General features: G+C 37.5%; 15 protein-coding genes and 1 pseudogene. 8 read left to right on the plus strand and 8 right to left on the minus strand.

The window, feature by feature from the left end:
• Positions 1-511: 511 nt before the first annotated feature.
• Positions 512-691 carry a hypothetical protein gene (locus ACFILT_RS04865; protein ID WP_375652402.1) on the plus strand — a complete coding sequence of 60 codons (180 nt, stop codon included), beginning with the start codon at positions 512-514 and terminating at the stop codon, positions 689-691.
• Between the two features lie 170 nt (positions 692-861).
• A complete protein-coding gene (ilvD, locus tag ACFILT_RS04870; protein WP_375679679.1) occupies positions 862-2700 on the plus strand; it encodes a dihydroxy-acid dehydratase in 1839 nt (612 codons plus the stop codon).
• Between the two features lie 1029 nt (positions 2701-3729).
• Here ilvD and mutS read toward each other — a convergent pair.
• Positions 3730-6474: a DNA mismatch repair protein MutS gene (mutS, locus tag ACFILT_RS04875; protein WP_375679680.1), complete on the minus strand. Its 2745-nt coding sequence runs from the start codon at positions 6472-6474 to the stop codon at positions 3730-3732.
• Positions 6475-6669: 195 nt separating this feature from the next.
• Between mutS and ACFILT_RS04880 the strand changes: the two genes are divergently transcribed.
• Entirely contained in the window at positions 6670-8970 is a 2301-nt protein-coding gene (locus tag ACFILT_RS04880; RefSeq protein ID WP_375678809.1) for an NADP-dependent malic enzyme, read from the plus strand.
• A 68-nt stretch (positions 8971-9038) separates the two neighbouring features.
• Here the strand turns inward: ACFILT_RS04880 and secB are convergent, their stop codons facing one another.
• Positions 9039-9515 (minus strand): protein-export chaperone SecB, encoded by a 477-nt coding sequence (gene secB / locus ACFILT_RS04885; RefSeq protein WP_375611417.1) that lies wholly within the window; start codon positions 9513-9515, stop codon positions 9039-9041.
• 142 nt (positions 9516-9657) lie between these two features.
• Positions 9658-10152, minus strand: a complete 495-nt coding sequence (locus ACFILT_RS04890; protein ID WP_375612822.1) for an FxsA family protein — start codon at positions 10150-10152, stop codon at positions 9658-9660.
• 174 nt (positions 10153-10326) lie between these two features.
• On the opposite strand from ACFILT_RS04890, the gene ACFILT_RS04895 reads away from it, so the two are divergent.
• The gene (locus ACFILT_RS04895) at positions 10327-11019 is read left to right on the plus strand and encodes a Tim44/TimA family putative adaptor protein (protein ID WP_375612823.1); all 693 of its coding nucleotides are present in this window, start codon (positions 10327-10329) and stop codon (positions 11017-11019) included.
• A gap of 52 nt (positions 11020-11071) precedes the next feature.
• Positions 11072-11662: a Smr/MutS family protein gene (locus ACFILT_RS04900; RefSeq protein ID WP_375678808.1), complete on the plus strand. Its 591-nt coding sequence runs from the start codon at positions 11072-11074 to the stop codon at positions 11660-11662.
• A gap of 135 nt (positions 11663-11797) precedes the next feature.
• On the opposite strand, the pseudogene ACFILT_RS04905 reads toward ACFILT_RS04900, so the two are convergent.
• Positions 11798-12047, minus strand: a pseudogene (locus ACFILT_RS04905) (Arm DNA-binding domain-containing protein); the annotation flags it as partial.
• 529 nt (positions 12048-12576) lie between these two features.
• Entirely contained in the window at positions 12577-13113 is a 537-nt protein-coding gene (locus ACFILT_RS04910; protein ID WP_375617530.1) for a GcrA family cell cycle regulator, read from the minus strand.
• 486 nt (positions 13114-13599) lie between these two features.
• Here ACFILT_RS04910 and ACFILT_RS04915 point away from each other — a divergent pair, with 486 nt between their 5' ends.
• Genes ACFILT_RS04915 through ACFILT_RS04925 form a run of 3 tightly spaced genes read left to right on the plus strand, consistent with a single transcriptional unit; the run spans position 13600 to position 16784 of the window.
• Positions 13600-14814, plus strand: coding sequence for an aspartate aminotransferase family protein (locus tag ACFILT_RS04915; protein WP_375678886.1), 1215 nt, complete (start codon positions 13600-13602; stop codon positions 14812-14814).
• Positions 14811-15746, plus strand: coding sequence for an ornithine carbamoyltransferase (gene argF, locus ACFILT_RS04920; RefSeq protein WP_375678807.1), 936 nt, complete (start codon positions 14811-14813; stop codon positions 15744-15746). Before ACFILT_RS04915 ends, argF begins: the two co-directional genes overlap by 4 nt.
• Before the next feature lie 36 nt (positions 15747-15782).
• A complete protein-coding gene (locus ACFILT_RS04925; RefSeq protein ID WP_375678806.1) occupies positions 15783-16784 on the plus strand; it encodes an Hsp33 family molecular chaperone in 1002 nt (333 codons plus the stop codon).
• Positions 16785-17695: 911 nt separating this feature from the next.
• Here ACFILT_RS04925 and ACFILT_RS04930 read toward each other — a convergent pair.
• Genes ACFILT_RS04930 through ACFILT_RS04940 form a run of 3 tightly spaced genes read right to left on the minus strand, consistent with a single transcriptional unit; the run spans position 17696 to position 19282 of the window.
• Positions 17696-18289 (minus strand): DsbE family thiol:disulfide interchange protein, encoded by a 594-nt coding sequence (locus ACFILT_RS04930; protein ID WP_375628441.1) that lies wholly within the window; start codon positions 18287-18289, stop codon positions 17696-17698.
• Positions 18264-18515, minus strand: a complete 252-nt coding sequence (locus ACFILT_RS04935) for a hypothetical protein (protein ID WP_375628439.1) — start codon at positions 18513-18515, stop codon at positions 18264-18266. Before ACFILT_RS04935 ends, ACFILT_RS04930 begins: the two co-directional genes overlap by 26 nt.
• Positions 18503-19282: a heme ABC transporter permease gene (locus tag ACFILT_RS04940; RefSeq protein ID WP_375611426.1), complete on the minus strand. Its 780-nt coding sequence runs from the start codon at positions 19280-19282 to the stop codon at positions 18503-18505. Before ACFILT_RS04940 ends, ACFILT_RS04935 begins: the two co-directional genes overlap by 13 nt.
• Between the last annotated feature and the right edge of the window lie 31 nt (positions 19283-19313).

Consider the following 19313-nt stretch of genomic DNA (forward strand, 5'->3'; position numbering starts at 1 on the left):
TTTTTTACAACTGGAATGAGAGTCCCGAATATCATAAGGTTCTCTCATTTGAGATCTTCTTATATTGAAACAATTAAAGTCACTTGCTTGATGTCATAAGCAGGGAGAGCCATGTGGATAAAAACACTTGAAGAAAGGAATAAAAATATCTCTTTTTAATTGTCTCAATTACCAAGGACGTTCACGATATGGGGATAAAAAAATGTATGATGGTGTCAGTTTTCTTCTTCATAAGTGTGAAGATGTCCCTTATAGATTTATATTATTCACGGGGGCTGTTATACCATTCATAGGCGCTATCGTGAAATGGGCTCGAGTGCATTGAAAGATGTCTCTTTAAAATGAGTATAAAGGCTATACAAGTGTATTTTGTTTGGTGTGTTTTGTTCTTCCTGAGGGGAGTAGCTCTATTGAAGAGTGTAAAAACAAAAGCATGAGATAATGCGTCATCATTATTTAAAAGATATTTTTATGAATGCGTTTGAAAGGTGTAAAGCTGAATTATAAGGAGATGATAGATTTTTATCACGATTTCTTTATATTCTTTCCAATTCCAGAAATTACGCAAACAGATAGATGCAATATGCTAACCAAATCTGGCATACAAAAATCTGGAACAGTTCGTGTCATACTGAAGCGTTTTGATATTTGTCTCAAACGTGGACTTGCACAGGGATTAGATGTTGATTAACAGGTAATAAAAAACAAAGGCTTTATGAAAAAGTTTATGCAGAGCTTTTAATTTTGTGCTTCAAATGCCGCAGTACAAGGTATTTTTCTCTTTTGAATATTAAAGCTCTTGTTTTTATAATGAAGTTACAGCACAACAAGCAAAATGGAATTATTTGAGGGGAAAAAATAATGCCTTCTTACCGTTCAAGAATATCGACTCACGGGCGCAATATGGCAGGAGCCCGTGGTCTTTGGCGTGCAACAGGGATGAAAGATGCAGATTTTGGTAAACCCATTATTGCGATTGCGAATTCTTTTACACAATTTGTACCAGGGCATGTCCATTTAAAAGATCTTGGGCAATTAGTCGCACAACAGATAGCCGTTGCCGGTGGTGTTGCGAAAGAATTTAATACCATTGCTGTAGATGATGGAATTGCGATGGGGCACGATGGAATGCTCTATTCTTTGCCCTCACGTGAAATCATTGCTGATTCTGTAGAGTATATGGTTAATGCACACTGTGCAGATGCACTTGTTTGTATTTCTAATTGTGACAAAATTACGCCTGGTATGTTAATGGCTGCTTTACGGTTGAATATTCCGACAATCTTTGTTTCAGGCGGTCCTATGGAAGCAGGTAAGATTAAATGGAAGGATCAAGATCTAACGGTTGATTTGGTCGATGCCATGGTTGCAGCAGCTTCAGAACAAAATTCAGAAGAAGAAGTTGCTGAAATGGAGCGTGCAGCTTGTCCTACATGTGGTTCTTGTTCAGGGATGTTTACGGCCAACTCTATGAATTGCTTAACGGAAGCATTGGGGCTTTCGCTTCCTGGAAATGGATCAATGTTAGCAACACATTCAGATCGACGAATGCTTTTTGAAGAAGCTGGAAAACAGATTGTTGCATTGGTTAAACGTTATTATGAAGAAGATGATGAAACAGTTTTGCCGCGCTCTATTGCTTCACGCAAGGCTTTTGAAAATGCAATGACCGTTGATATTGCCATGGGGGGATCAACCAATACAGTACTGCATCTTTTAGCCGCGGCGCAAGAAGGTGAGGTGGATTTTACCATGACGGATATTGATCATCTTTCACGTCGTGTTCCTGTTTTATGTAAGGTTGCTCCTGCTGTTGCAAATGTACATATGGAAGATGTTCATCGCGCTGGTGGTATTATGGGGCTTCTAGGCGAACTGGATGCGGCGGGACTCATTGATACATCGACTTATACGGTTCACGCAAAAACAATGAAAGAAGCTCTTTATCGCTGGGATGTAAAGCAAACTAATGAGCCAACAGTTCATGCATTTTATCGTGCCGCTCCAGGTGGTATTCCAACACAGACAGCTTTTAGCCAATCTTGTCGCTATGAGAGCCTTGATCTTGATCGTGAAAAAGGTGTGATTCGCGATAGGGAACATGCATATTCACAAGATGGAGGATTGGCAGTTCTTTATGGAAATCTTGCAAAAGATGGCTGTATTGTAAAAACAGCAGGTGTTGATCAGTCAATTTTAACCTTTAAAGGTCCAGCAAGAATTTTTGAAAGCCAAGATTCAGCTGTTTCAGCTATATTAACTGATAAGATTAAAACAGGTGAAATTGTTTTAATCCGTTATGAAGGCCCACGTGGTGGACCTGGAATGCAAGAAATGCTTTATCCAACGAGTTATCTCAAATCTAAAGGATTAGGCAAGGTTTGTGCACTTGTTACAGATGGACGTTTTTCAGGGGGAAGTTCAGGGCTCTCAATAGGACATATTTCACCAGAAGCTGCTGAAGGAGGAGAAATTGCGTTGGTGGAAGAGGGGGATATCATAGAAATTGATATTCCAAATCGTAGAATTCATATGTTGGTGGATGACGTTGAGATGAAGCAGCGCCGTTCTAAGATGGAAGCAAAAGGAAAAGGCGCTTGGCAACCGATTGAGAAGCGTCAGCGTAAAGTTTCAAAGGCTCTCAAAGCCTATGCAGCGATGACCACATCTGCTGCAAAGGGTGCAGTACGTAATATTTGATGAGTTGAATAGAGATAGTGTTCTGATTTTTTGCATCTTTTGCACGATATTCTAAGCTAATTATTTTATGAGTTTATGAACTTATCAGAATATTTCGAGTCATGATGAGTATGATTAAAAAGCTATCAATACAACTAAAAACTGCGGTAGATTGCTTATTTTAGCAGCTATGTAAAACAGATACAGTATAATTACTTTTCATATCATATTCCAATCTTATATGAGATTATGATTTCTTATTACTCATATTTATGAAAGATATTTATTGTACTGGTGGCATTATCTTGTTGTACCGTAAAACACTGTCATTTAGGACTGTGATATACGGCATCTTCCTTAAATATTAAGTGTGTTTTTAGTGTGTGGTGAATATTCTTAGACTTGTTTGTAAAGCTTTGAGTTTAAGAGAAGCACATGATTAGGAAGTCAAGGAAAATCCGTTAGAAGCTGGACTATTTGCAGACTTGATTCGAATGAAAATCCTTATCCATTAAGGTGTGGGAAGGAGTTGAAGGATGTTTATGAAAATAAAGTACAGCTGTGATATATCTGATTATATGTTTCATATGAAAACAGTAAAAGAGCTCTTTATAACTTAAAATGTGAAGAAAATACGAGATCCATTATCCATGAATTTATTATGCAAAATGGGATGGTATTCCAACACCAACAGCTTTAAACTAGAAATGTTGCTATGATAACAATAATATCGATCGTGAAAAAGCATAATTCACTAAATATGGCGTATTTTCAAGGTGGAGGAGATTTCATGACAATCTTTACAAAAAACGACTATCTTGTAAAAATAGTCGATCTTGACCAATTTTTTGTATAAGAGCCAATATTAATCTAAGGAAATATGAAATATAATGCATAGGGTTTTGCCTATAGGCCATTACACTTATCAAAATATATTATGTAGAAAAGCGATGGGAATACGATAAATAACTGTTTATGCTGTGGTATATCAAAAATGGTTACGTTATCTCCTATTAAGAAGGTTTTTTAATAAAAAATAACATCTGTTTTCTATAAAGGGTTACTCTTTTCAAGCTGTTTGAGGTGGTAAATTGCTTCTAAAGCTTGTTTAGGAGAGAGTTCATCGGGATGAATATTTTTTAAAGCTTCGTGAAGTATACAATGTTTGTTTTTTGCTTCATTGACGGGAGATGTTGCTTTAAGAGAAAAGAGTGGTAAATCATCAATGAGTTTATGTCCTTTTCCAGCCATTTCGCTTTGTTCTAATTGATGGAGTACATCTGTTGCTCGTGTAATAACGGCTGGGGGAAGTCCAGCAAGCTTTGCGACTTGTACACCATAGGAACGGTCAGCAGCTCCTGGTGTGATTTCATGAAGAAAAACTACATCACCATCCCAGTTTTTGACTTTCATGGTTACATTATGCAGTCTGTCAAGTTTTTCGGTAAGTGCAGTCATTTCATGAAAATGGGTAGCAAGAATAGCACGACAATGGTTAACTTCATGGAGATATTCAACAGCAGCCCAAGCAATAGAAAGTCCATCAAAGGTTGATGTTCCACGTCCTATTTCATCAAGAATAACAAGGGAATGGTGGCTAGCATGATTGAGAATCGTTGCTGTTTCAACCATTTCCATCATAAAGGTTGAGCGCCCTCGTGCAAGATCATCGGAAGCTCCAACGCGACTAAATAGGCGATCAACGACACCAATATGTGCTGAAGTTGCTGGAACAAAGGACCCCATTTGCGCCATAATAGCAATAAGAGCATTTTGCCGCAAAAAAGTTGATTTTCCTCCCATATTAGGCCCTGTCAACAGCCAGATTGCTGCATATTGCTGATTTTCTTGCACAGAGAGATCACAATTATTGGCAATAAAAGGTTCTGCTGCTTGTTTGCGGAGTGCTTGCTCAACGACAGGGTGGCGTCCTGCTGTGATATGAAAGGTAAGTGAAAGATCAATTTTAGGGCGGCAATATCCTTGTTCTTCAGCAAGATATGCTAAAGCGACAGAGACATCTAAAATAGCAAGTGCTTCAGAGGCTTTACGAATAAAGTCAACTTGTTCGGTAATTTCCTGAACGAGAATATCAAAAATCTCTAGTTCAAGTGTCAATGCGTGATTGGCAGCATGGGCAATACGGCTTTCAAGGTCAGCAAGCTCTGTTGTCGTAAAACGCATAGCGTTTGCCATTGTTTGCCGATGAATAAAACGTGCTTTAGCTTCTGGATTATTTGTAAGAGCAGATGCTTGTGTGCTGGTTACTTCAATGAAATAACCTAGAATATTATTATGCTTTATTTTAAGCGTCTTAATATCTGTTTTTTGGGCATATTGCGCTTGAAGTTCAGCAATGACACGGCGAGATTCATCACGTAAAGCACGCATTTCATCGAGCTCTTTATGATAATTGGAACGAATAAAACCACCATCACGTTTAAGGAGTGGGAGATCATCAGCTAATGCTTGTTCTAAATGAAAGTATAACGCTGTGGGTAAGTTTGAGAACACCTGTTGTACATCACTTATTTCTTGAGGAAGAAGCTCATTATCAAGAAGTTGATGCAATTCACGAATGATTTCAAAGCCACGCTGGATTGTCGCCATATCACGGGGACCTCCTCGTCCAAGAGCCAAACGTGAAACGGCGCGGGGCATATCTGGTCCCCCCTTTAAAATAAGCTTTATCGCTTCTGCAAGAGAAGGATTACGTAGAAAAAAATCGATAGAATCCAAACGCGTATCAATAGCTGAAGGAGTGGTGAGGGGAGCAATAAGGCGGTCAATAAGAAGGCGTGATCCTCCTCCTGTTACAGTGCGATCAATAGCTTTTAATAAACTTCCATCCCGTTGACCTGATGTCGTTCGAATAAGTTCAAGGCTTAATCTGGTTGCGGCATCAATAAAAAGAGTTGCACTTTCATTTTGGCGTTCAGGCTGCATGAGGGGAGGGCGATGCGTGATTTGTGTTTTTTCGATATAACGAATAGCAGCTACAATTGCAGAGAGTTCACAGCGTGAATAATCGGCAACGCCTTCAAGAGTTGAGAGTTTAAAATAATTGCAAATATCGCGTTCAGCGGTGAGTGCATCAAAGAGACAAGCAGGTTGAGGTGAAACGATACGAGCAAGAACACTAAAAAGTGACTTGTGAGATTTATCATGAAAAAATGAATCAGAAACAATGATTTCTTGTGGATCCACACGCATAATATCTGCTAAAAGTTTTTCTTGGCGGCTTTCTGTTACACGAAATATACCTGTTGAAATATCAATCCAAGAAAGGGCAAATTCTTCTCCATCTCCGGTTTTTATACGGGAGAGTGTCATCAAATAGTTTGCGCGTGTTGGATCAAGGAGTTTTTCTTCTGTTATCGTTCCAGGGGTTACAAGGCGAACAACATCACGCCGAACAACAGATTTTGAGCCCCGTTTTTTTGCCTCAGCAGGATCTTCTATTTGTTCACAAACAGCAACGCGATAACCACAAGCAATCAGTTTTTGTAAATAATCATCTGCAGCATGAACGGGAACACCACACATAGGAATATCTTGTCCTAAATGTTTTCCGCGTGCTGTGAGTGTGATTCCTAAAGCCTGAGCAGCTTCAATCGCATCATTAAAAAATAATTCATAAAAATCCCCCATTCGGTAAAAGAGAAGGGAATCATGATGGACGGCTTTGATTTCTATGTACTGCTCCATCATAGGTGTAAGACGTTCTTGAGAGGAAGCAGATGGGGAGGCAGGCTGTGGAATTAAATTATTTTTATGATTGTTTTTTTTATCCATTTGTACGAGGCCTGTTTCCTTTAAGTGAAGTTTTTACTCTTTTTTGTTTACTTCAATATCTATTTATCTCTAAATTGCAACGCATCATCAGATTTGCTAAGGCAAGAATAGCGATTTCTAATATATGAATCAAATTTAATGACTATACGCATTATCAAGCAAAATTTACACTGTTTTTGGAGAAAATAAAGTGAGATGAAAAAGAGCGAGCAGGATCAGAAAATGTCTCAAACTGTTTACAGTGCGAGCGAAAGAGAAGCTCTAGATTTTCATAGTCGTGGTCGACCAGGAAAGCTTGAGATTATTGCAACAAAGTCTATGGCAACACAGCATGATTTAGCACTTGCTTATTCACCAGGTGTTGCAGTTCCAGTTAAGGCAATTGCTCAAAATCCAGCGCTAGCTTATGATTATACAGCAAAAGGTAATCTTGTTGCTGTTATTTCAAATGGAACCGCTATTTTAGGGTTAGGCAACTTAGGGGCACTTGCCTCTAAGCCGGTCATGGAAGGCAAAGCAGTGTTGTTTAAGCGTTTTGCGGATATTGATTCCATTGATTTAGAAATTGATATAAACGATACAGAAAGTTTTATCAATTTGGTGCGCCATTTAGAACCTTCTTTTGGTGGAATTAATCTTGAAGACATTAAGGCGCCAGAGTGCTTTATGATTGAAAGCCGCCTACGCGAGGTGATGAATATACCTGTTTTTCACGATGATCAACACGGTACAGCGATTATTGTTGCTGCGGGTGTTCTCAATGCTTTGACTTTAACAGGGCGCGATATGCAAAATACGCGGTTAGTCTGTAATGGTGCTGGTTCTGCAGGGATTGCTTGTATTGAATTGATTAAAGCGATGGGCTTTCGTTCCGAAAATATCATATTATGTGACACAAAGGGTGTGGTCTATGAAGGCCGCAAAGAGGGAATGAATCAGTGGAAATCTGCGCATGCTATTCAAACAGATAAACGTACGCTTATGGAAGCAATGGAAGGTGCAGATATATTTTTTGGGGTTTCTGCTAAAGGTGCTCTTACTCCTGAAATGGTAAGATCCATGGCACCCCAGCCGATTATTTTTGCTATGGCTAATCCCGATCCAGAAATTACGCCGGAAGAGGTTATGCAAGTGCGTCATGATGCCATTGTCGCAACAGGACGTTCCGATTATCCAAATCAGATTAATAATGTTCTTTGTTTTCCTTATATATTTCGTGGTGCGCTTGATGTGCGTGCAAGAGTTATTAATGAAGACATGAAGATTGCTGCGGCAAAGGCTCTTGCTAATTTAGCGCATGAAGAAGTGCCTGACAGCGTTGCAGAAGCTTATTATGGAAAGCGATTAAAGTTTGGTCCTAACTATATCATCCCTGTTCCTTTTGATCCGCGTTTATTTACGGTTGTTTCAATAGCGGTAGCAAAAGCAGCAATGGAAAGCGGTGTTGCGCAAAAGAACATAGATGATTTAGAGGCCTATGAGCGCGATTTGAATGCGAGACGTGATCCTACTTCCTCGATGATGCGTGGAGTTTATAACCATGTTCGTCAAGCACCAAAACAAATTGTCTTTGCAGAAGGTGAAGAAGAGCAAGTTATGCGAGCAGCCGTTTCCTATGTTCATCAAAAATTAGGACAAGCTATTTTGGTTGGTCGTGAAGAGCAAGTAAGAGAAGCGGCTGTTATCGCTGGAATTGATCTGGAGCGTGAAGGTATTTCTATTATGAATGCTAAGCTTTCTTGCCGTACAGATGCTTATGCGAATTATCTTTATAAAAAGATGCAGCGTCAAGGTTGGCTGTTGCGTGATTGTCATCGTCGTATCAACAATGATCGCAATTATTTTGCTGCGTGTATGGTGGCACTAGGAGATGCTGATGCAATGGTTACAGGGGTGACACGCAATTATGAAACAGCGTTGATCGATATACGTCGTGCAATTGATGAAAAACCAAAAGAACGATTGATTGGTATTTCAATGGCTATTTGCCGTGGACGAATTGTGTTTATTACGGATACAGCCGTTTATGAAAATCCTAATGCTGAAGAACTTGCAGATATAGCTGAACAAGCAGCTTCATTTGTGCGAGGATTTGGATATCAACCACGGGTAGCATTTTTAGCATTTTCTACATTTGGTTATATGAAAGGGAAGACGACGCAGCAAATTCAGGATGCGATTAATATTTTGCATGAACGCAAAGTTGATTTTGAGTTTGATGGAGAAATGAGTGCTGATGTGGCACTCAATTCCAAATTGATGCAGCAATATCCATTTATGGGATTAACGGAGCCTGCTAACATTTTGGTTATGCCTGGATATCACGCATCTTCCATTGCAAGCAAAATGTTACAAGAACTCGGTGAAGCAACTATCATTGGTCCTATTTTAATTGGATTGGAAAAATCTGTCCAAATTGTACCGTTTAGTGGGAGCGATACAGATGTTGTCAATATTGCAATGCTTGCGGCTTATCATGCCGCAAAAGTCGTCTAAAGGAAAAAAGCCCCTAATATACCAATAATATATCAAGGGGCTTTTTGATAGCAAAAAAAATAAATTTTTTAAGAGGGCTGTATTTGATTGTCTTTTTGCTCTTCAGAAAGACGCTTTTGGAAGAGTGCTGCAAAATCAATAGGATCAATCCACAAAGGTGGAAAACCACCACTTTGAGTAGCATCAGATATAATTTGGCGAGCAAATGGAAATAAAAGACGGGGACATTCAATAAAGACCAGTGGCATAACATGTTCTTGTGGAATGTTTTTAAGGTGAAAAACACCACCGTAAATAAGTTCTACATGAAATAAGGTTTCAGTTTCATCATTGGCTTTGACGGAGAGAGACAAAACGACATCATAATTGTCATCACCAATTGGGTTAGCATTGACGTTAATATTGATATCAATTTGTGGTGATTTTTCACGTGCACGTAATGAACGAGGAGCACCAGGGTTTTCGAATGATAAATCTTTTAAATATTGAGTTAATACAGCAAAAACCGGCTCTCCACCACTGTTATTCATTTCATCTTCGGCCATACGACAAACCTCTTCCATTATAATATGTATATTTATTTTAGATCTAAAGACCAGATTGGTTATCACGCCTTGCAAAAGGTTGCAAGAAATGCGCTCTTTATCTTGAATATTTTTTTAGTTTGTTACAGATTTTTTAGGCATTTCAATGGTTATCATCATTTTTGCGCCATGGAGATTCTGTCGTATCATGAATTGTGTAATCTTCTGCTTTTAGATCAATTATTTTTTCAGAGTCATTTTTTCTTTTAGTATTGGGATTCATTTTGTTTTTTAATGATGCAAAGAAATGCCAAGCAACAGAGCGAATTGGTTTAATAAGAAGTAATATTCCCAAGAGGTCAGTTACAAAGCCGGGAAGAATAAGTAAAATTGCACTAAACATGATGAAAGCATCATTAATAATATTATTCTCTAATGTGCGTCCTTGGATAAGTTCATTTTGTATATTTTTTAAGAGGCTAATCCCTTGAATTCGCAATAAAACAACCCCAACTATGGTTGTGAGAATAACCAAGCTCAAGGTTGCCAAAATACCAATTTCTTGACCAACAAAGATAAAACCAGCAATCTCGATTAAAAGAATGCAAAGAAAGATAACAACAAAAAAACGAGGATTTATAGAATAAAGTTTTATCACATGAAAGTTTCCTTCTAGATGAGTAGGGGGAGAAATTCTTAAGAGAACTCCGTTTAAATACAAAATCTATAAAAATATTTGAATGATAAGATTCCTTATTTTACATATTTATTGATAAATGGTATTGACTGCAATGTTTATTAGAGACTTAAGCTTTGGAGATTGACAGCGCCTATGGAATTTGACGTTATACTTGTCATAGCTCTTGTTGTTATGGTTGTTATTTTTGTGCAACTCCGTAATGTATTAGGGAAACGAATTGGGTTTGAAAAGCCACCCTTTGATCCTTATTCACGACGTTCTAAAAAACAAGTTGAAGCAGAAACGGCTGATAATATTGTTTCGTTCCCTCATCAGAAAAATTCACAAAAAGACGACTTTAGTGAAATTGATAAAATTTCACCGGAGGGGAGTGTTTTGAATAAAAATTTGCGGGAATTTCATAGAATTGATCCTCATTTTTCTCCTCAACTTTTTATAAAAGGTGCACAAATTGCGTATGAAATGATTGTAACAGCTTTTGCCAAAGGTGATCGCAATCAACTTAAAAGCTTGCTTTGTCAGGATGTTTTTGAGAGCTTTTGTATGGCTATTGAGCAACGAGAAAAAAATAAAGAAAGAATAGAATTCACTTTTGTTGGAATTAATAAGGCCGAATTTGTTGCGGCGGCAATACAAGAAAAAGATGAACTTTTAACGATACGTATTGTCAGTGAAATGATTTCTGTTACTTATAATGAACAGGGCGAGCGTATAGACGGTGATCCTGATGCTATTGTAGAAATCAGGGATATTTGGACTTTTGTTCGCAATAGTTTATCGTCAGATCCCAACTGGAAGCTTTTTGCTACAGAAAATGAAAATTAAAATACTTTTTGTTTTTCTTCCATAAGCATTCAATGATTTATGAGAAATTAAAATGTCCTCAAGTAAATGGAGACAAAAAAGAGATTTATTGGCTCCACAAGATCGTCTTTTATGGGAGATGGTTTGTCGTACGATAACACCGCTTCACGGTAAGATGCTCTCTTCTACTTCAGAAACTATTGCAAATATTAATGATAAAAAACAGCCTGTAACTCAAATCTCCTCATTGTCTCAGGAAAATCAACAACCCTCGACAATTATTAAAAGAGAAAAGAGGTCAGTTACACAAGAACAAAAGATTCATTTCTTTGATCATGTTGCATATCGTAAAATTTCCCAAGGTCGTTGTCCTCTTGAGGCGCGTCTTGATCTCCATGGTTATATGCAGGAAGAAGCTTATTTTTTCTTAAAAAAATTTCTACAGTCCTCTCAGCAGAGAGGATTGCGTTATGTCCTTGTGATTACAGGAAAAGGACGATCCGTTGGGAGCGATGGAGCTTTGTATAGATTTGTTCCGTATTGGTTATCAACACCAGCTTTTCGATATTATGTCCACGCGTTTGAACAAGCAGCGCGTCAGCATGGCGGAGAAGGCGCGCTTTATGTTTGGTTACGCCGTTTTGTGTCGGGAGAAGGAAAGTGATGTTATTGTGGTCGCTCTAAATTTTATATTTATTTATACTTATAATTTATTGTTTTTGTATATTTCGTAAGAGCCTTGAATACAATATTCCCTTCTTTATAATTTTTTATAAAAAATTATAAAGATATTATTTTACATTCTACGTATTGCTTCACGCTTTTGTTTATCGCATTCTTTAACGGGGCACATCCCTCACGCAAAACAGAATAACATTGAATTGCATGTATTCACAGGCTTGTTTTAAAGAAACATCTCTCAACGCTCCCAAGCCTATTTTGCGACGGCATCCGTGAAGGGTATAACGATAAATCCATGAAGCACCCCCCTATCTTTATACTTAATAAAAGAGCAATCTGGCATCATTATACACTTTGCCATCTCCCAATGTTGCAACAACCCTTTAAGTCCTTGGCACTTGAAAGCATTTATAAGAGGCATGCTTTTCTTTAAGTGTTTTTAACTCTCCACAGTTCTCATCTCGCTCGTGACGCCCAAACAAAAGATTTTGATTGTTTCAATATAAGAGGACTTAAAATGAGAGAGATATAAATGGATCTCATTCAGGTTGCAAAGCGATAAATTATTTTTATAAACCACAGCATTACTCTATATAAATACACGAAGCATAAAAACATGAGAAATTGAGAAACTAGCTCATTCAAAAGATGTCGCTATGGATAGTGTTAAAAGCAGTACAACTAAATTAAAGAAAATTGTGAAAATAAACAGGAATATAACTTTACAACACACAGCTGCGCAATAGCACCAAAAGATACAGTTTCGTTGAATAGTTTCATGAAGAAATTTTTTCATTTATTAAAAGCTCCATTAAATTTCTTTCTCATAATAATTCGATAATTAAAATTTAATAGCGAAGCGCAGAAGGCGTAGAATACGAGATTCAATTGAGGATATTACACTCTTATCCGACGTCTTTCAGATATTGGTTGAAATGCTAGCTTAGCATGAAAGGCACAATAGGGGCTATTTTCATCAGAATCTGCACCACAAAAATGAAAATCTGCTGATAATGGATCGCCAACCGGCCATCTACATGTATTTTCACTCAATTGTAGAAGATTAAGTTGACGTGATATAGGCACAACGACATTGGATTTTGTGGACATATCAACTTCTTTTACATCTTCCACTACAAATTCTGTCTTTAAAGCTGTTTCTTCAATACTTACAGATGATGTGTTTATTGGCGATACCGTGGATGTGTTGCGACGCACACGTGGAGATGATGGGCTGCTGCTTCCCACGGGAGTTTTTTGCGCACGCGTGCTTCCTTGTGCTGTCTTACCACGTCCTGGTAACTTTAATCGATGTACTTTGCCGATGACTGCATTTCTGCTGACCCCACCTAATTGAGCAGCAATTTGACTTGCACTTAACCCTTCACTCCAAAGCTTTTTAAGAAGCTCAACGCGTTCACATGTCCAACCCATACCAGCACTCCATTCCGATTACGTCACTAAGATGCTCTCCCCCGTTGCATCTTCAAATGTTTAAATAATGTTTTCATTACGCTGAATGAAAGAACTTTACACTCTACGTGAGCATAAAAAAATCATCCAACCTGTGGATTTACAAATCAAAACACATCATCTTGCTTATTATATTGTAAATTACAATATGCACTCACTCTATGACAAGAGTCTTTACCTCTTGAAGAGTTTATTTAGAATGTTTTCCCCAACTTGCAAATCAATCATAGGTTAAACTTTCACTTTTGTTTAAGGCTTTTTCCCAAAATGCTTATTTGTAGAACCTTCATTGACTTTTTTTCAATTGGTGTAATGATCTATTCTATAGGTGTAATCACTAATCGTAATGAAATGTTGAAAGCACCGTAACGAAATATACCATGCTGTTTTATTTGTAGTGTTGCTTTGTATATATATTGAAAAGACTAAAATATAAAGGGAATTATGATGGATGTCGTCTCTATACAACCACTTTATGAATGCTTCGCACGACGAAATTTGCATTTTGAACAAGGGCATGGTGTATGGCTTATTTCCGATAAAGGAGAACATTATCTTGATTTCACATCTGGTATTGCTGTTAACGCATTAGGGTATTCACATCCAAAATTGGTTGATACGCTCAAAATACAAGCTGAAAAACTTTGGCATGTTTCTAATATTTTTCAATCTCCTGAACAAGCATCTTTTGCCACGCGGCTTTGTGCAAATAGTTTTGCGGATAAGGTTTTTTTCTGCAATTCAGGTACTGAAGCATTGGAGTGCGCATTCAAAACGGCACGCCATTATTATTATGCTGCTGGTCATTCAGAACGCATTGAAATAATTACTTTTGAAGGGGCATTTCATGGACGTACACTTGCTGCACTTGCTGCGACTGGGCATGAAAAATATCTTGAAGGCTTTGGACCTAAAGCTGGTGGATTTATTCAAGTACCTTTTTGTGATGAAGTCGCTTTGCGTAACGCTATTAATAAAAATACCGCCGCTATTCTTATTGAACCTATTCAAGGAGAAGGAGGAATACGAACGGTCCCTCATGAATATTTAAGATTTTTGCGCAAAATATGCGATGATAATGGTCTGTTATTGATTTTAGATGAAGTCCAAACGGGTATAGGACGAACAGGAAAGCTTTTTGCTTATGAATGGAGTGATATCACGCCTGATATTCTTACCCTCGCAAAAGGATTAGGAGGGGGATTTCCATTAGGTGCTTGCCTTGCAACGGATAAAGTTGCAAAAAGCATGACACTTGGGACACATGGCTCAACCTTTGGAGGAAATCTTCTTGGAATGGCTGTAGGAAATAGTGTTCTTGATGTTTTGTTAGAGCCAAGTTTTCTTAACCATGTTCAGCGTATGGGGGATAAACTAAAAAGTGGACTTTTGCACATTCTCAATATCTATCCTGATATTATCTGCGCAGTTCAGGGGATGGGGCTTATGTTGGGTATTCAGTGTATTGTACCTTCAAATCTTGTCGTTAATGCTTTGGAAAATGAATATCTCTTAAGCGTTGCAGCCAACAACAACGTTGTGCGCTTATTGCCCCCTCTTATCATTAGGGAAGAAGAAATAGATGAAAGTTTACATCGTATTGAAAAAGCAATAGCGTATCTTTCACAAGTAAACAAAGAAAGACAAATATCACACACATGACAAATGCTCTTCGTCATTTCACGGACTTATCCATTTTAACGCCAGCAATAGCACGTGCACTGATCGATTATGCAAAGATCCTTAAAGCATCTTTTAAAGCAGGAAAAGGTTCAAAACCTTTTATAGGTAAAACACTTGCGATGATTTTTGAAAAACCATCCACACGAACCCGTATTTCATTCGATATCAGTATGCGCCAGCTTGGCGGAGATACAATCATGCTCACGGGTTCAGAGATGCAACTTGGTCATAGTGAAACCATAGCTGATACGGCGCGCGTTTTATCCCGTTTTGTGGATATCGTGATATTGCGAACAACGAAACACCAACGTATGCTCGAATTGGCACAATATGCACAAATTCCTGTCATTAATGCCCTTACAGATGATACACATCCTTGCCAAATTCTAGCAGATATCTTAACCTATGAGGAGCATCGGGGGCCAATTGCTAGCAAAATATTTGCGTGGATGGGGGATGGTAATAATGTGCTTCATTCCTTAATTGAAGCTGCAGCTCTTTTTGGTTTTCATTTGCGTATTGCCACACCAAAGGGCAGTGAACCACGGGAACAATTTGTACATTGGGCACGTGAGCGGGGAGCACATCTTATGCTAACCCATGATCCCCAAAAAGCGGCTCAAGATGCTGATTGTATTATGACCGATACATGGGTCTCCATGGGACAAGAATTTCGTGCTCGCAGTCATTCTATTTTTCAGCCTTATCAAGTCAATGAATCTCTCATGAAATTAGCAAAATCTGATGCTCTTTTTATGCATTGTCTTCCTGCTCATCGTGGTGAAGAAGTGGTTGATTCTGTGATTGATGGACCGCACTCCGTTGTTTTCGATGAGGCTGAAAATCGTCTTCATGCTCAAAAAGCAATTCTTTCTTGGTGTTTACAAGATGCGTTTTTCTCTCCACAATAGCCTCCCTACAACAAATTATATAAAAAAGGCAAAGCTATGAGTGAACAAGCTAAAGATGAAGCCTCTCTCAACAACAACTTCTTGCATGAAGATGATAGTGTTATTCCCTTTCAAGTTGAAGAACTTGATATCCGTGGACGTGCCGTACAACTTGGGGAAACTTTAAATTCTATTCTCACAAGACATCAATACCCTGAACCGGTTTCTTATCTTCTAGCAGAAGCTTTACTTTTAACGGTTCTGTTTGGAACTTCTCTAAAACTTACGGGAAAATTTATTTTACAAACTCATTCCGATGGACCAGTTAATATGTTGGTGAGCGATTTTTTGCCTCCTTCAAGTTTACGTGGATACGCTCGTTTTGATAAAGAACAGCTTAAACAAGCCATAGACAATGGTCAAACCTCTTCAGAAACACTTTTAGGAAAAGGCACTTTAGCTTTCACAATTGATCAAGGTCCCCATATGCAACCCTATCAAGGGATAGTTGCATTAGATGGATCAAATTTACAAGAAGCTTCTCGTATTTATTTTGATCAATCAGAACAAATTCCTACCGATATCCGTCTGGCTGTTGCTATATTAATTAATCGTGACCAACAAGGAAAACAGCAGAAAAGCTGGAGAGCTGGAGGTATTTTGATCCAACTTTTACCCCAAGAATCGTCTCATCATAAAATAGATGCCCCTCATCAAAAGCGAGAAGAAACGAAAACTCATACCCAATTGGATAACCAATGGCAGGAAGCTAAAATACTCATGGCAACGATTGAAAGTTCAGAATTAACAGATCCCCAAGTCGGTAGTAAACAGCTCTTGTTCCGTCTTTTTCATGAACAAGGTATTAGAGTTTTTAACCCTTTTTCTCTTGTCGATCAATGTTCTTGTTCACACGAAAAAATTAAAGGAATTCTAGAAGGCTTTTCTATTGATGAACGCAATAAAATGGTTAAAAATAAATATATTTCAGTCACATGTGAATTTTGCTCAAAAACATATTGTTTTACACCGCAAGAATTTTTAGAAGAAAAAACATAATCAAATATTTTTCATAAAAAATGATGATTGCAACAAAAGCCTATTTTATTTGCGTCATAAAAGTTTACGTATAAGCTCATATGAACTTCTAGAATATTTCTTGTCTTAGAGTTTTTTTAGTGTATACGAGTGATCGTTCTGTTGAGATCAGTAATTACGTCATAGAGTGCTTAAAAAAGAGTTCTCTGTAAAATATATTTTCTCCTCTCGAAAAAGCTTCTTGTGTACTTTTTACATCTCAAAAGTTTATTTCTTACAATGAATTCTTTTATAATGTTCATTGATAAATTGATTATGTACTCATAACTTATCTTCTCTGTTAAATGAGACTTTTTGATTGTAGCCATATTTTCTTACTCGAATTTATCTTATTAAGACTCAATCAAGCTTATTAGTTATAACCATAAGGGAAATTATCGAGAGAATAAGAATGTATAGATTCAATATAGACTTTATGGAGTCTATTACGAACAGATAAGTGTAATGGGAATAAATATAACAATGACGCTGCAAAAGAGCAGATTTATTATTTTATAAAGATGAGAATAGTGGTGAAGTCCCCTCATAACAATGTGTATTTCAGATAAAAAAGCGGAGAAAAAATACTATATGATTTTGAAAACAATAGTTGGTTGCTGTCACTAAGCTAACGATGGTTCTATAGCAATATTGTTTTGTTCAAATAATCAAAAATAAAGCTCCCAAACAGATATTTAATCTCTAAAGAAAAATGAAAACTACTTAAAATTTTTGTCATATTTTGGAGGTTTGTTCTACAGATATTTCTTTACACATGTTTTTGAATCAACAATGATAATACTCTTGTCAAATTTTTCTGAGAGGAATACGTGGCCGTATAAATAAAATAGCATACATAGCATGATAAAACGTTATGTTTTTACAAACCTGCATTATTTTTCTTCTGTCATAATCGCTTGTTCAATTTTTGGTAGAATTTTTTTTTGATAAATTTGCCATGTTAAGGGACCAACATGTTTGGCAATAATGATGCTCTCTTTATTCAAGAGAAAGGTTTCTGGAGGTCCATATATTCCCCAATCAATGGCTGTATATCCTGAATCATCAAAGCCAATAAATTTAAAAGGATTACCAAAACTGTTTAAAAAGCGCAGGGCGTTTGTTTTATTGTCTTTGTAATTAATACCAATCAGATCAAAACGTTTATCTTGTGCAATTTGCATAAGAATAGGATGCTCTTCGCGACAGGGCAAACACCAAGAGCCCCAAAAATTGACCAATGTAACACGTCCTTTAAACTGTTTTGAATTGAGATAACTTTCTTTATCAAGAAGAGGAAGATGAATATTGGGGGCAGGTTTTTCAGCCAATGCATTTGGGAGAAGAGAAGAATCTTGAAGGTATTTTTTACCCATAAAGTTGAAAAAAAACATCATGAGAAGAAGAAAAAGCACAAATGGTCCCAAAAAAACAAGCAGAACAGGTAAAGATATATTTTTTTTAAGTTTTGGAGGGATGTTTTTCATTATACTTTTCTTTTTGGGACAGCTCTTTTTTGTTTAGCTGTTGGAGAATTTTTTTTTGGTATAGGGCTTTGCAAAGAATATATCCAATAAGACATAAGAGGCATATTGCAGAAAGCACATAGCTTAAAACAACAATTTGCTCGTGTTTAAGGGTGCTCAGGAAAAAATCAATTTTCTGAGATAGATTTCCTAAAAGTCCGCCGTGGATGCCATTTAGGTCGAGCATGATGAAGCGTCCTGTTGTTGTGCACGACGGGATTTTTTAATCTGAAGTATTCGGATATAATGACGATTGATTTCATTTCGCATAGCCATCAAATAAAGAGCAATAAACATAAAGATGAAACAAAAGAGCATTGTTATAAGGGGCCATAACATAGCATTGTCGATTGTTGATCCTCCAGCACGTAACAATGATGCTGGTTGATGCAATGTATTCCACCAATTAACGGAAAATTTAATAACAGGGATATTAACAAATCCAACAAGTGTAAGAATTGCAGTAGCACGAGCGGCTTTTACTTGGTTGTCAAAAGCACGCCCAAGCAGGATAATGGAGAGATAGATAAAAAGCAGAATTAAAACTGATGTTAATCGTGCATCCCAGACCCACCATGTTCCCCATGTAGGTCGCCCCCAAAGCGCTCCTGTCATGAGAGCCAAGGCGGTAAAAATTGCCCCAATAGGCGCTCCACATTTAAGTGCTACATCAGCAAGATGATATTTCCAAATCAGATTTCCTAAAGCCGCTGCACTCATCGTTACATAGCAGAATGTAGACAACCACGCAAAGGGTACATGAAGGTACATAATTTTAACAGTAATGCCTTGTTGATAGTCATCAGGGGAATGCATCACTAGAATAAGCCCTAAGATAAGGAAACACAATGTTATGCCAGCCAACCAAGGTAAGACGACTCTGCTTATTTTCATGAAAAGGGTGAAACTTGCAGGGAGTAACCTGATTTTATATGTACGAGATAGTTTATTCATAAAATTCATAATAGGCAGAGTTTTGCTATGC

This window comes from Bartonella sp. AP7XZML (assembly GCF_042195745.1).
Classification (GTDB): domain Bacteria; phylum Pseudomonadota; class Alphaproteobacteria; order Rhizobiales; family Rhizobiaceae; genus Bartonella.